We start from the raw sequence: 13,114 nt of genomic DNA on the forward strand, positions 1-13,114 counted from the left end.
GCCCCAAAATCTGTCAGGAGACACCCATGAACCTACGCAAAACCCTGTTCAGCCTCGCCCTGTTTCTCTCCCCGGCGCTGGCCTTCGCCCACCCCGGCCACGGCGACAGCGGCCTGGCGGCTGGCCTGGCCCACCCGGTCTTCGGCCTCGACCATCTGCTGGCGATGCTCGCGGTCGGCCTGTGGGCAGCACAGCAACAGGGCGCCGCACGCTGGGCGCTGCCGAGCGCCTTTGTCGCGAGCATGCTGCTGGGCGGCCTGCTCGGCTTCGAAGGCCTGCAGCTGCCGTTCATGGAAACCGGCATCGCCGCTTCGGTGCTCGCCCTCGGCCTGCTCGTGGCGCTGGCCGTGCGCCCGCCGCTGGTGCTGGCGCTGATGGTTACTGCGCTGTTCGCCAGCGCGCATGGCGTCGCCCACGGCCTGGAACTGCCGGCACTGACCAGCCCGTGGGGTTACGCCGCCGGTTTCATCGCCGCCACCGCTGCCCTGCATGGCGCCGGTTACGCCGTGGTGCGGCTGCTGCCGCAAGCCGCTGCACCGCTGGTGCGCCTCGCCGGGCTGGCCTCGGCCGGGACCGGGGCCTGGCTGCTGGCCGGCTGAGCCTGTGGGTTGGCGCTGGACTGTAGGTTGGCGCTGAGCGCAGCGATGTCCAACTGTGGGAGCGGCAATCGTTGGGCATCGCTGCGCTCAGCACCAACCTACGGAGCACCGTAGGGCGGATGCATTTGTTCGCGATGCCAGGTTCGCGAATCAATTCGCTCCTGCACCGTCACGCCCTGGCGACAATTCGCTCCCCTAAGCGCGCACCATTTGTCATAGTCGTCGGGTTTGATTCGCACGCTCGTCCCTGCTTGCTGGAGCCCCGTCATGCTGCGTTTCGCCCGTTTTCTGCTTATCCCGCTGCTGCTCCTCGCCGTCGTAGTAGCCGGCCTGGCCCTGACCAGCCGGCCGATCACGCCACCGGTGGTGCTCAGCGGTTTCGGCGAGAAACCACTGGTGATTGCCCATCGCGGCGGGCGCGGCTTGTGGCCGGAGAACAGCCTGTTCGCCTTCGAGCGCGCCAGCGCGCTGGGCGTCGACATGCTGGAGATGGATCTGCGCCTCAGCCGCGACGGCGAACTGGTGGTGATTCACGACAAGAAGGTCAATCGCACCACCGAGGGCAGCGGCCTGGTCGCCGACCTCGATCTCGCCGAACTGCAGGCGCTGGACGCCGGTTACCGCTGGAGCGCCGATGGCGGCGAAAGCTTCCCCTATCGCGGCCAAGGCGTGCGCATCCCGACCTTCGCCGAAGTGCTGCAGCGCTTTCCCGAGCGAGCCAAGGTAATCGAGATCAAGGTGCCGAATGTCGGCATGGAAGAGTCGCTGTGCGCCCTGCTCGATCACTATCGGCAGCGCGACAAAGTCATCGTCGGCAGCTTCTACGACCGCACCTTGCAGCACTTTCGCGAAGTCTGTCCGGGCGTCGCCACCTCCGCCGGACCGACCTCGGTACGCCTGCTGGTCGCGCTCGAGTGGCTGGGCCTGGGGCGCTTGCTATCGCCGTCCTACCAGGCGCTGCAAATCCCTCCGGCCAGTGACGGCATCACCGTGGCCAGCCCTGGCCTGCTGCGCACCGCCCGCGAACGCGGCCTGAACGTGCAGCTGTGGACCATCAACGAGCAGCCGATGATGAGCCACTTGCTGGAGATGGGCGCACAAGGACTGATCACTGATTATCCCGACCGGGCCTTGCAGCTCCTCGGTCGTTCGACAAGCATCAGCTCCGTGAGCGACCAGTAACTAGCCCGATCCAGATGAGCCGCTGCGTTCGCTCGGGGCGACTGTAGCGGGCACCGCCAGCGGCTTTGCACAGCGTTGCAACCCCACATGGCCACCGCGCAGCAGACCAAGGGCAGGGGCTCAGCTCCGGGAGCGATCAATAGCAAAACCGGCCCAGGTCTGGCTCACCGGCATCAGCTCGAGGCTGTTGATGTTGATGTGCGCCGGCTGGGTGAGAATCCAGTGGATGGTTTCAGCGATGTCCTCCGGCTGGATCGCCTCGGCGCCGGCATAAGTGGCGTCGTACTTGGCCTGATCGCCGGCGAAGCGCACCAGCGAGAATTCGCTCTCGCACAACCCCGGCTCCAGATCGGTGACGCGCACGCCAGTGCCGACCAGGTCGTTGCGCAGGTTCAGCGAAAACTGTTTCACGAAGGCCTTGGTCGCGCCGTACACATGGCTGCCCGGATACGGCCAGTTGCCGGCGATCGAGCCGAGATTGACGATCCCCGCGCCACGTCCATGGGCGATCAGCCGCGGCAGCAACAGCCGCGTGCTGTACAGCAGGCCCTTGATGTTGGTGTCGACCATGATGTCCCAGTCGTTCAGCTCGCATTGCGGCGCGGGCGCAGCGCCCAGCGCCAGACCGGCGTTGTTGATCAGCGCGGTGAGCTTGTCGTACTTGGCCGGCAAGCCGGCAATCGCCGCTTCCATGCCGTGCCGGTCGCGCACATCGAGGACCAGCGAATGCACGTCAGTCAGCGCCGACAATTCGTCGGTCAAAGCTTGCAGGCGGGTCTCGCGGCGACCGGTGAGGATCAGCGACCAACCGGCCTGGGCGAAACGCCGGGCGCAGGCTTCGCCGAACCCTGAAGTGGCGCCGGTGATAAAAACGGTGGCAGTCATGGCAAGCACTCCTGAGGTGCGCAGAGGGATGCGCCTAGGTTACGCCATTCGCGCCGCCAGAAAGGAGCGCGGCAGCTGAGCAAAAAACGACCATCCTGGCCGAGGCCACGGCTGGCTTGGGGTGACCCGGTGTTTGCCCAGGTTATCCACAGATCGCTGCACAGCTTTCTGGGATAAGTGCCTGGGACGAGTTTCCAAGTGATTGAAAAACTGCAAAAAAAGCTGGCGTAGTGGTGGCTTTTAGGTCAGCCATGAGCGCTGGTTAAATACCGATCAATACGCGTAAAGCCTAGTCCTACGGCGCGTTCCGGCATTCCTCCCAGGGTTACCCACAGGACTGCCCACAGCTGTGGTGGACAACTTTCAGGCCCTCGCCAAAGCAGTACAACTAGCTGTTTTAGCTAGAAAAATTCTCCTGGCGAAAAAACGTACAGGCCTCTCCAGGCCGCACCTGGCCTCTCTCGCAGCGCTATGCACCCATGTTATCCACAGATCGCTCCACAGTATTTGGGGGTATCTCTGCTGAGAGCGCTCAGCTCTGGAGTTGGAGGCAAGCGGCAGTACCGTCGGCTCTTTCCCCGGATTGCATCCGGGCTACCGGCTGGGTACGCCAGAGTTACGGAAAGCACGGCCCGTAGGAGCGAATTCATTCGCGATCGGCGCGATGGCTATCGCGAATGAATTCGCTCCTACAAAACGGGTTTGAACCGCTAATGCCCGCCCAGATACGCGTTGCGCACATCCTGGTTGCCGAGCAGTTCCTGACCGATGCCGCTCAGGCGGATTTCGCCATTGACCATCGCGTAGCCACGGTTGGAGAGCTTCAGGGCATGGTTGGCGTTCTGCTCAACCAGGAAGATGGTCATGCCGCTTTGAGCCAGCTCGCGTAGGGTCTGGAAGATCTGCCCGCCAGGCCCAATGAGGGTTCGTCGAGCAGCAGCAACTGCGGGCGGCTCATCAGCGCGCGGGCGATGGCGAGCATCTGCTGTTCACCGCCGGACATGCTCATGGCCCGCTGATTGCGCCGCGGGCTGGCACCGGGAACAGCTCGAACATGTGCTGCATATTCCCGTCGTCCCCGGGGTTCAGGGGAAAGTCGCCACCTCGACTACCCACTGCGCCACAACGCTCTACACTCCCCACGACAATGGCGGCAGTAGAGCTGCCACTGAGTCAGGGGGAATGGCTCACTAGCTGTTGTACCGCGTTTCAGCCTCGCCGAGGCATCGGACGCCACACCCGTAACGGATAACCGCCCCGCCGCCCAAGGCCGCGCGGGCAAAGGCAGATGGAGAATGGATGATGAAGCGTTACCTAGGGCTCACCCTTGGCGTGAGCATGCTGACTTGCGCCAGCCTGGCCGGCGCCGCCCAAAGCCCGCAGCAAGCGACGCGACCAGTTGAAGCGGATCTGCCCTTTGGCAACACCGTCCAGAACGGCTACCGCCACGAGCTGCAACTGGCGCAGAACGATGCGAACGGCAACGCGGCAGCGAACCCCGCTGCATCCGACAAGTGCGCACGCATGCAGAACGACTTCGACATCGACCTGCACGAGCTGGTCAAGGCCGGCTGCCAGCCATCCCAGGCGCAGATCGGCAAGCTGATGGACAACCCGGTCGGCAACCTGGTGATCCTCCAAAACCAGTTCGACTACACCGCACTGAAGGGGCCGAACAGCAACGGCACCCACTACATGGGCAAATACAGCTTCATACCGACCTTCCCGACCGAGCTGGGCGAGGACTGGAACCTGATCCACCGGATTCCCATCTCCTACACCGATGCGCCGGTGAACAAGGATTTTGGCGACCTCGCCGGCATGGGGCCGGACACCATCATCCACTCCCCGGAACTGCCGGGTCTGCTGGAAAACCCCTACGACCGCACGCATGGCATGGGTGACCTGGGCTATGTCGGCATCGCCTCGCCCAAGGCACCAATCAAGCTCGCCAACGGCGCCAAGGTGGTGTGGGGCGTGGGCGGCACCGCGCTGTTCCCCACCGCCGAATACGATGTGCTCGGCCAAGGCAAGTATTCCGTCGGCCCGAGCGCCGTGGCCGCCTACCTGGGCACGGACTGGACCTTCGGGGTATTCCCGCAGCACTGGTGGTCGGTGGCCGGCGATGACGACCGCGACGATGTCAGCCTGACCAACATCCAGTACTTCATCGTCCACTCGATCCCCGGCGACGCCCAGTGGCGGGTCGGCATGACGCCGAACGTCACCGTCAACTGGAAGGCCACCAGCGACAACAAGGTCACCTTCCCGGTCGGCCTAGGCATCTCCCGGCTGTACAAGTTCGGCCAGCTGCCCGTGCGCCTGGGCGCGGAAGTCCAGTACTCGGCGATCCACCCGGAAGACCAGTTGGGCAGCCGCTGGAACTTCCGCCTCATCTTCGTCCCGGTGATTCCGACCTTCCTGTTCTGACCGGCAACCGCACCACCCTGGGCCGGCGCTTGCCGCCGGCCCGGCCTCCCCCTCGCGCGCCTTCGCGCATGACCGCAGCGTCAGTGCCCGCCCAGATACGCGTTGCGCACATCCTGGTTGCCGAGCAGTTCCTGGCCGGTGCCGCTCAGGCGGATTTCGCCGTTGACCATCACGTAGCCGCGGTCGGAGAGTTTCAGCGCATGGTTGGCGTTCTGCTCGACCAGGAAGATGGTCATGCCGCTTTGCGCCAGCTCGCGCAGGGTCTGGAAGATTTGCCGCACCACCAGCGGCGCCAGGCCCAACGACGGTTCGTCAAGCAGCAGCAGTTGCGGGCGGCTCATCAGCGCGCGGGCGATGGCGAGCATCTGTTGCTCGCCGCCAGACATGGTCATGGCCCGCTGGTTGCGCCGTTCCTTGAGCACCGGAAACAGCTCGAACATGCGCTGCATGTCTTCCTGCACATGCTGCATGCCGATCGGAATGGTGCCCATCAGCAGGTTTTCCTCGACGCTCATGTCGGGGAACACTCGCCGCCCTTCCGGCGATTGCGCCACACCGCTGGAGGCGACGAAGTGCGAAGACTTGTGGGTGATATCCGTGCCGCGCAGGAGAATCTGCCCCTCCTCGGCGCGCGGCTGACCGAAGATCGACATCAACAACGTCGACTTGCCCGCGCCGTTGGCGCCGATCAGCGCCACCGTCTCGCCTTCGTCGATGTGCAGGGAGACCTTTTTCAGCGCCTGGATCGGCCCGTAGTACACATCGACTTCACGGAACTCCAGCAACGCCGCCGTCATACCAGCTCCTCTTCGTCGGCACCCAGGTAGGCAGCGATGACTTTTTCGTCATGGCGAATTGCCTCGGGCGCGCCACGGGCGATCACATCGCCGTGGTCGAGGACGATGATGTGGTCGGAGATATTCATCACCATGCCCATGTCGTGCTCGATCAGTAGCACGGTGATGCCGTGGTGGTCGCGCAGGTAGCGGACGATCCGCGACAGCGCCTGGGTCTCCATCGGGTTGAGGCCGGCAGCCGGCTCGTCCAGGCAGATCAGCTCCGGCCGCGTGCACATCGCCCGGGCGATCTCCAAACGCCGCTGCTGACCGTAGGACAGCTCGCCGGCCAGGCGATTGGCGGACTCCGCCAGATCGACCACTTCCAGCCAGTAGAAGGCGTGATCGAGCGCATCATTTTCCGCTCGCCGATAGCCCGGCGTGTTGAGCACGCCGGCGAACAGGCTGCGGTTGACGAACATGTGCTGGGCGACCAGCAGGTTCTCCACCACGGACATTTCGCGGAACAGGCGGATGTTCTGGAAAGTGCGCGCCAGACCGGCTCGATTGACCAGGTGGGTACCGCCGAACATCTTGTAGCGCAGGCGGCTGACGAACCGCGCCGGATTGACGAAATCACTGGCGCGAAACGGCTGGCCGAGCACCTTGATCACATCGGTGGACTTGCCCTGGGCGTCCAGCAGGATGCTCCCGCCGCTGGCCTTGTAGAAGCCGGTCAGGCAGTTGAACACCGTGGTTTTGCCGGCGCCGTTGGGGCCGATCAGCGCGGTGATCGAGCCGCGCTCGACTTCCAGATTGACGTCGTTGAGCGCCTTGATGCCGCCGAAATGCATCATCAGGTGTTCGACGCGCAGGATCATGTCGCTCATGGCGCCACCCCCTTGCGCGGCGCGAAGCCGCTGCGGCTGATGCGGATCAGGCCGCGCGGCCGCCAAATCATCATCGCCACCATCAGCACACCGAATAGCAGCACCCGGTAGTCGGCGAAGGTGCGCAGCAGCTCCGGCGCCACGGTGAGGACGAACGCGGCGATCACCACGCCAACCGTCGAGCCCATGCCGCCGAGCACGACGATGGCGAGGATCAGCGCCGACTCGAAGAAGGTGAACGACGACGGGTTGACGAAGCCCTGGTAGGTGGCGAAAAACACCCCGGCCAGGCCGGCAGTGGAGGCGCCGAGGGTAAACGCCGAGAGCTTGACCAGCACGTGATTGAGGCCCAGCGAGCGACACGCTACTTCATCTTCGCGCAGGGCTTCCCAGGCGCGGCCGACCGGCATCTTGGTCAGCCGGTGCTTGAGGTAGAGGACCACCAGTACCACCAGAAACAGCACGATGTAGATAAACAGGAACTTGATATTGGGGTTGTAGCTGAGGCCGAAAAACTCGTGGAACGGCACGCCGCCGTCTTTGGCGCGGCGGGTGAATTCCAGGCCGAAGAAGCTCGGCGACGGCACCGACATGCCGTTCGGGCCGCCGGTGAAGCTCAGCCAGTTGTTCAGAATCAGGCGGATGATCTCGCCGAAGCCGAGGGTGACGATGGCCAGGTAATCGCCATGCATGCGCAACACCGGGAAGCCCAATATCGCTCCAGCCAGCGCCGCCAGGAGTGCCGACAGCGGCAGCACGCTCCAGAAGCCCAAGCCGAGGTAGTGATAACCGAGCGCCAGGCCGTAGGCGCCGATCGCGTAGAACGCCACGTAGCCCAGATCGAGCAGGCCGGCGAGGCCGACCACGATGTTCAGGCCGAGGCCGAGCAGCACGTAGATCAGCCCGAGAATCACCACGGTGAGCAGGTATTTGTTGGCGAAGAACGGGAAGATCAGCGCCAGCAGCAGAATCAGCGGGATGATCCAGCGCAACTGGCTCTGGTAGCCCGGCGCCCGCACATGCACGCCGGAGCCGCTGGTTTCGAAGCCGGCAAGCAGCTTGCGCCCCACGCCGCTGTGCAGGAACAGGCTGAACAGGAAGCGCCCGGCCATCACCGCGCCGACGATCCAGGCCAGGCGCTGCGGTTGCAGGTTGAAGCTGTAGCCGTCGAGGACCACGCCGATGATCGGGCCGAACACGATCAGCGCGATCAGGCCGGCGAGGACGGCATCGATCAGGCTGCGCTTGAGGTCGAGGGAAGTCGTTTTGGCAGTCATGCTCAGCCCCTTACACCTTGGCAATCAGCGGGCGGCCGAGTAGGCCCTGGGGTCGGAATACCAGGATCAGCACCAGCAACGAGAAGCTGAATACGTCCTTGTAGTCGGTGTTGACCATGCCCGAGAACTGCGCCTCGGCGATGCCCAGAATGATCCCGCCGAGCATCGCCCCCGGCAGCGAACCGATTCCGCCGAGCACTGCCGCGGTGAAGGCCTTGATGCCGATGACGAAGCCGGCGGTGAAGTCGAAGGTGCCGTAGTTCATGGTGATCAGCACGCCGGCCAGCGCCGCCATCGAGGCACCCATGACGAATACGTAGGAAATCACCCGGTCGGTGTTGATGCCGAGAATCGAGGCCATCTTGCGGTCCTGTTGGGTGGCCCGGCACATGCGCCCCAGCTTGGTGTAGTGGATCACGTAGGTGAGCACGGCCATGCCGATGAACGCGGCGATGAGGATGAACAGCTTGGTGTAGGTGAGCTGCACCCAGCCTTCACCAATATGGAACTTCAGCGCCCCATCGAGCAGCGTCGGCACGCCCTGCTGGCGGGCGCCCTGGCTGAGTTGCACGTAGTTCTGCAGGATCAGCGACATGCCGATGGCGCTGATCAGTGGCGCCAGGCGGGTGGAGTTGCGCAGCGGCCGGTAGGCGATGCGTTCGATCACCCAGCCGTACATGCCGGTAATGAAGATGGTGAAAACCAGCGTGCCGAGAATCAGCAGCGGAAACGAGGCGACTCCGAAGAAGGCCAGCACCGCCAGACCGATCGCGGCCAGGTAGGCGGAGATCATGTACACCTCGCCGTGGGCGAAGTTGATCATGCCGATGATGCCGTAAACCATGGTGTAGCCGATGGCGATCAGGCCGTACACCGAACCGAGAGTCAGGCCGTTGATCAATTGCTGGAGGAAAATACCGTCCATGACTCAGTCTCGTCTTTTGGGCAACCGGCCATGGGGATGACCGGACCGCGAGTTGAAATCAGACGGGTACTACTGAACTGAACGACACCGGCAGCGGACTGCCCGGCGAGGTGAAACGGACTTCAGCAGTGCCCCGACATACACCGACCGACCAGACGCGTGGAACGTCTGGCCGGCCAGTCAGCGTGTCGCTCTTATTGATCAGGCCCGCTGAAGTTTGAACTTTCAGCCGGCACTCCGCAGTCGTAGGGCGGGTTAGCCGCGTAGCGGCGTAACCCGCCATGGATCTCGGCAGGCATCCTGCGGCCGGCCGGTGGGTTACGGCCTGCGGCCTAACCCACCCTACGAAAATCAAAACATCAAAAGGCCGGATCAATAGACCCTGTTTACGATCTCGCGAGATCGCAAGCAGGTTCTTACTGCTGGTGGTATTTACCCTTGTCGTCCCACTCATACATCACATAGTCGGAGACTTTCAGGTCGCCCTTGGCATCGAACTCCTTCTTGCCCATCACGGTGCTGACCGGGTGGGCCTTCAGCCATTCGCTGGCCTTGGCGCCATCGGTACTTTTCGCGCCGTTGAAGGCGGCGGCGAGAGTTTGCACGGAGGCGTAGGCATACAGGGTGTAGCCCTCCGGCTCGAAGCCACCGGCGCGGAATTTATCGATCACCGCCTTGCCGTCGGCAATCAGCCGCGGGTCGGCGCCGAACGTCATCAGCACGCCCTTGGTGTATTGCGGGCCACCGGCAGTGGTGACGAATTCGTCGGTCACTACGCAGTCGCCGGAAATAAAGGTCGCGGTCACCCCCTGTTCGCGCATTTGCCGCACCAGCGGACCCGCCTCAGGGTGGCAGCCACCGAAATACACCACTTCGGTACCGGCGGCGCGGATCTTGGTGACCAGCGCGTTGAAGTCTTTCTCGCCACGGGTCAGGCCTTCATACAGCACCGCCTCGACGCCATTCTTGGCCAGCTGCGCCTTGGTCGCATCAGCCAGGCCTTGGCCGTAGGTGTCCTTGTCGTGGATCACCGCGACCTTCTTGGCCTTAAGTGTGTTGGTGATGTAGTCGCCGGCGACGATGCCCTGCTGATCGTCACGTCCGCACATGCGGAGCATGCCGTTCAAGCCGCGCTCGGTAACCGCCGGGTTGGTCGAGCCGGGGGTGATGGCGATGATCCCGGCCTCGTCGTACACCTCCGACGCGGGAATTGTCGAAGACGAGCAGAAGTGCCCGACCACGCCGACCGCTTTGTCCTGATCGATCAGCCGGTTGGCCACCGCCACGGCTTGCTTCGGCTCGCAGGCGTCGTCGGCCTTGACCAGTTTGATCTTCTCGCCGTTGACCCCACCGGCGGCGTTGATGTCCTCGGCAGCCTGGGTCGCGCCGCGCCAGTACTGCTCGCCAAAGGTGGCGTTGGCACCGGTGTGCGGACCGGCCACACCGATCACCACATCCGCCTGCGCCAGTGAAGAAACGCCGAATGCGGCGGTGACGGCGAGCGCCAGAAAACCCTTTCTGAAAATCGTCTGCGACATGGAAGTTGTGCTCCTGAGGTGGGGTTTGCTGCAAGTTGTTGTTTGATCAGCTTTTCAGCGATGGACACGAGCAAGGGACGTGCCATGCAGTTTTTATTCGGGATAACTCACCAGAATGTCGATGGCCTCCTTGCTGTCTTGTCGTAGGGATCGCCGCTCGAACCGCAACCGCCGCCACGAGCGGGACAGGCGCGAACGTGTAGTAACAATAGCCAGCGCCCCGCGCTTTGCACGCGACTGGTGCGCAGCCGCGGGACGGGCGCACTGGGAAGGTATCTGCGCAGGGCATCCCAGGCGGACTGCGACTTTCGGCTAAGGCGGGAAATGGATGGCTTGGAAATACGCGCGCAACCCAGCAACGTAGCCCGGATGCAATCCGGGAAGGGTTCTGCGCAAACGCCATTTCTGGCCGTTTTTCCCGGATTGCATCCGGGCTACTGGCAGGGATTACCCTTCGACTACGCCCAGATTAATCATCAACGGCCAACGTACTGTGCGCACCTGCTCGGCATCGCCCCAAGCGCTAGCGAGCTGCGCGTGCAGGCGCTCGAGCGGGTCGACGCCCTCGGCCGCGCGGTAGGCGGCGAGCGCCGACCAGCTCTGCAGGTAGCCGATCAGATGCGCCAGAGTCCAACGCGCCTGCAAGTCGAACGCCGGCACCGTAACCCGGCGAAACGGGAAGGGTAAATCCGCATAGCCGTTCTCCACATGCCTACGCCCGCCCGCCCAGTAGTCGCCGAGGATGTCGTGATAGAGATGATTGACCAACGCATCGAGCGGCGCATCGATCTGCAGCAGGTTGTACGACAGCACCGCCAGCAGCGCACCGGGCCGCGAGACGCTGCGCACTTCGGCATAAAAGGCCTCGACATCGAACCAGTGCAGCGCCTGGGCGACCAGGGTCAGATCGACGCTAGCCGGCGCCAGCGAACTGCCTTCGGCGGACTCGCAACGGTACTCGACGTTGCCCAGAGCGGGCGCCTGATCGAGTTGTGCTTGGCTAATATCGCTGGCCACCACCTGCTGGAAATACCCAGCCAGATCGACAGTCGCCTGGCCGGAGCCGCACGCGCAGTCCCACGCCAAGCCACGCCCTGGTGCCTGCGCGGCGAGCCAGGCGAACAACTCGGGGTCATAGGTCGGGCGGAAGGCCCGATAGGCATCGGCTTGGCGCGAGAACAGTTGGCGATTATCGGACATGGCAACGGCCCGCTTTTGTAGGGTGAATGGCGCTCCAGCGCCTGATCATCCACCGACAAGCCGGTGGATGTACAAAGCGACATCCACCCTACAAAGGCCGGCGTCAGTCCACCAGGGTGACGGTGCCTTTCATCATCGCCACATGCCCGGGGAACGAGCAGAAGAACATGTATTGCTCGCCCGCGCTGAGCTTGCTGAGATCGAAGCTCACCGAATCTTTCTCGCCGCCGCCGATGATTTTGGTGTGGGCGATCACTCGCGCGTCGTCCGGCTTCAGGTAGTCCTTATCGAGCCCGGCGCCCATGCCGTCGGTGGCGACCGGCTGCATGTCGGCGGCCTTGGTCAGCACCCAGTTATGGCCCATGACGTTCTTCGCCAACTTGCCGTCGTGGGTGAGATTGACCGTGAAACTCTTGCAGCTCTTACTGATCTTGATGTCTTGGGTATCGAAGGTCATCTGATCGGTGGAATTCACCGTCACCGCACAATCGGCGGCGAACACCTGGACGCTGGCCAGAGCCAGGACGGATGCAACAGCAAGCTTGCGGAACATGACGAACTCCTTGGCAGGATGGGCAACATTGCCCTGACGGCCCGAAGGCCGGTGGGAACCGCCGCACCTCTAGCTCGGCAGTTCTAGGAAGACGTTATTAACACAGGCGAGTTCCCCGTCAGGCGAGGCAAAAGGCCGCACGACCAAAGTAGAAGGTCGCCCTGACCTTTCATCCGCAGGTACCCTGTAGCGCTTATTCACCTGCGGAGAAGACGATGTCCCTGCGTACGATTTGCGTGTTCTGCGGCGCCAGCACCGGCGCCAAACCCCTTTATCGTGAAGCCGCCGAGGCACTTGGGCGCCATCTGGCCGAGCGTGGCATTCGCCTGGTCTACGGCGGTGGTGCGGTCGGCTTGATGGGCATCGTCGCCGACGCCGCGCTGGCCGCCGGTGGTGAGGTGATCGGAATCATCCCGCAGAGCCTCAAAGACGCCGAAATCGGCCATCCGGGCCTGACCCGCCTGGAAGTGGTCAGCGGCATGCACGCCCGCAAAGCGCGCATGGCCGAGCTATCCGACGCCTTCATCGCTCTGCCCGGGGGCCTCGGTACCCTTGAGGAGTTGTTCGAAGTCTGGACCTGGGGCCAACTCGGCTACCACGCCAAACCGCTCGGCCTGCTCGAGGTCGACGGCTTCTACGCCAAGCTCACGGGTTTCCTTGATCACCTGGTCGAGGAGCGCTTCGTCCGACTGCCGCACCGCGAGATGCTGCAGATCGACGAATCGCCGGCGGCACTGATCGAGCAACTGGAAAACTGGCAGCCGACCGTGGCGCCGAAATGGGTCGACCGCCAACCGGGCTGACCATCTGGACCGAGGCTGGCCCAGCGCCACCTCCTACACTGCCAGGACCACCGTCG

The 13,114-nt window shown here is 63.6% G+C and carries 12 protein-coding genes and 1 pseudogene; 4 read left to right on the top strand and 9 right to left on the bottom strand.

Annotated features, from left to right (window positions below; genetic code table 11):
• Positions 1-26: 26 nt before the first annotated feature.
• Positions 27-599: a HupE/UreJ family protein gene (locus NVV93_RS18420; RefSeq protein WP_258252111.1), complete on the top strand. Its 573-nt coding sequence runs from the start codon at positions 27-29 to the stop codon at positions 597-599.
• 267 nt (positions 600-866) lie between these two features.
• Entirely contained in the window at positions 867-1,781 is a 915-nt protein-coding gene (locus NVV93_RS18425; RefSeq protein ID WP_258252112.1) for a glycerophosphodiester phosphodiesterase, read from the top strand.
• A 120-nt stretch (positions 1,782-1,901) separates the two neighbouring features.
• Here the strand turns inward: NVV93_RS18425 and NVV93_RS18430 are convergent, their stop codons facing one another.
• The gene (locus NVV93_RS18430; RefSeq protein WP_258252113.1) at positions 1,902-2,666 is read right to left on the bottom strand and encodes an SDR family NAD(P)-dependent oxidoreductase; all 765 of its coding nucleotides are present in this window, start codon (positions 2,664-2,666) and stop codon (positions 1,902-1,904) included.
• Positions 2,667-3,376: 710 nt separating this feature from the next.
• A pseudogene (locus NVV93_RS18435) lies at positions 3,377-3,734 on the bottom strand (ATP-binding cassette domain-containing protein); the annotation flags it as partial.
• 234 nt (positions 3,735-3,968) lie between these two features.
• On the opposite strand from NVV93_RS18435, the gene NVV93_RS18440 reads away from it, so the two are divergent.
• Positions 3,969-5,096: a hypothetical protein gene (locus NVV93_RS18440; RefSeq protein WP_258252114.1), complete on the top strand. Its 1,128-nt coding sequence runs from the start codon at positions 3,969-3,971 to the stop codon at positions 5,094-5,096.
• An 80-nt stretch (positions 5,097-5,176) separates the two neighbouring features.
• Here NVV93_RS18440 and NVV93_RS18445 read toward each other — a convergent pair whose 3' ends face one another.
• The 7 genes from NVV93_RS18445 to azu form a co-directional block, all read right to left on the bottom strand.
• Positions 5,177-5,893 (bottom strand): ABC transporter ATP-binding protein, encoded by a 717-nt coding sequence (locus NVV93_RS18445; protein ID WP_258252115.1) that lies wholly within the window; start codon positions 5,891-5,893, stop codon positions 5,177-5,179.
• Complete coding sequence (locus NVV93_RS18450; RefSeq protein ID WP_258252116.1) at positions 5,890-6,762, bottom strand: ABC transporter ATP-binding protein; 873 nt, start codon at positions 6,760-6,762, stop codon at positions 5,890-5,892. The genes NVV93_RS18445 and NVV93_RS18450 overlap by 4 nt, the downstream gene beginning before the upstream one ends.
• The gene (gene livM / locus NVV93_RS18455; protein WP_258252117.1) at positions 6,759-8,039 is read right to left on the bottom strand and encodes a high-affinity branched-chain amino acid ABC transporter permease LivM; all 1,281 of its coding nucleotides are present in this window, start codon (positions 8,037-8,039) and stop codon (positions 6,759-6,761) included. The genes NVV93_RS18450 and livM overlap by 4 nt, the downstream gene beginning before the upstream one ends.
• A gap of 10 nt (positions 8,040-8,049) precedes the next feature.
• On the bottom strand, positions 8,050-8,964 hold the full coding sequence (locus tag NVV93_RS18460) for a branched-chain amino acid ABC transporter permease LivH (RefSeq protein ID WP_258252118.1): 915 nt from the start codon (positions 8,962-8,964) through the stop codon (positions 8,050-8,052).
• Positions 8,965-9,380: 416 nt separating this feature from the next.
• Complete coding sequence (locus NVV93_RS18465; RefSeq protein ID WP_258252119.1) at positions 9,381-10,502, bottom strand: branched-chain amino acid ABC transporter substrate-binding protein; 1,122 nt, start codon at positions 10,500-10,502, stop codon at positions 9,381-9,383.
• A gap of 447 nt (positions 10,503-10,949) precedes the next feature.
• Positions 10,950-11,702, bottom strand: a complete 753-nt coding sequence (locus NVV93_RS18470; protein ID WP_258252120.1) for a class I SAM-dependent methyltransferase — start codon at positions 11,700-11,702, stop codon at positions 10,950-10,952.
• Positions 11,703-11,805: 103 nt separating this feature from the next.
• Positions 11,806-12,255, bottom strand: a complete 450-nt coding sequence (azu, locus tag NVV93_RS18475) for an azurin (RefSeq protein WP_258252121.1) — start codon at positions 12,253-12,255, stop codon at positions 11,806-11,808.
• Positions 12,256-12,470: 215 nt separating this feature from the next.
• On the opposite strand from azu, the gene NVV93_RS18480 reads away from it, so the two are divergent.
• On the top strand, positions 12,471-13,058 hold the full coding sequence (locus tag NVV93_RS18480; protein WP_258252122.1) for a TIGR00730 family Rossman fold protein: 588 nt from the start codon (positions 12,471-12,473) through the stop codon (positions 13,056-13,058).
• Positions 13,059-13,114: the final 56 nt, after the last annotated feature.

This window comes from Pseudomonas sp. LS44, from assembly GCF_024730785.1.
In the GTDB taxonomy this organism is placed as follows: domain Bacteria; phylum Pseudomonadota; class Gammaproteobacteria; order Pseudomonadales; family Pseudomonadaceae; genus Aquipseudomonas.

What these genes read in the sequence shown, in the direction of transcription:
- azu (WP_258252121.1), bottom strand. Translation starts at nt 12,255, where the DNA reads ATGTTCCGCAAGCTTGCTGTTGCATCCGTCCTGGCTCTGGCCAGCGTC.
- NVV93_RS18480 (WP_258252122.1), top strand. Translation starts at nt 12,471, where the DNA reads ATGTCCCTGCGTACGATTTGCGTGTTCTGCGGCGCCAGCACCGGCGCC.
- NVV93_RS18440 (WP_258252114.1), top strand. Translation starts at nt 3,969, where the DNA reads ATGAAGCGTTACCTAGGGCTCACCCTTGGCGTGAGCATGCTGACTTGC.
- NVV93_RS18470 (WP_258252120.1), bottom strand. Translation starts at nt 11,702, where the DNA reads ATGTCCGATAATCGCCAACTGTTCTCGCGCCAAGCCGATGCCTATCGG.
- NVV93_RS18465 (WP_258252119.1), bottom strand. Translation starts at nt 10,502, where the DNA reads ATGTCGCAGACGATTTTCAGAAAGGGTTTTCTGGCGCTCGCCGTCACC.
- NVV93_RS18460 (WP_258252118.1), bottom strand. Translation starts at nt 8,964, where the DNA reads ATGGACGGTATTTTCCTCCAGCAATTGATCAACGGCCTGACTCTCGGT.
- NVV93_RS18450 (WP_258252116.1), bottom strand. Translation starts at nt 6,762, where the DNA reads ATGAGCGACATGATCCTGCGCGTCGAACACCTGATGATGCATTTCGGC.
- NVV93_RS18420 (WP_258252111.1), top strand. Translation starts at nt 27, where the DNA reads ATGAACCTACGCAAAACCCTGTTCAGCCTCGCCCTGTTTCTCTCCCCG.
- NVV93_RS18445 (WP_258252115.1), bottom strand. Translation starts at nt 5,893, where the DNA reads ATGACGGCGGCGTTGCTGGAGTTCCGTGAAGTCGATGTGTACTACGGG.
- livM (WP_258252117.1), bottom strand. Translation starts at nt 8,039, where the DNA reads ATGACTGCCAAAACGACTTCCCTCGACCTCAAGCGCAGCCTGATCGAT.
- NVV93_RS18425 (WP_258252112.1), top strand. Translation starts at nt 867, where the DNA reads ATGCTGCGTTTCGCCCGTTTTCTGCTTATCCCGCTGCTGCTCCTCGCC.
- NVV93_RS18430 (WP_258252113.1), bottom strand. Translation starts at nt 2,666, where the DNA reads ATGACTGCCACCGTTTTTATCACCGGCGCCACTTCAGGGTTCGGCGAA.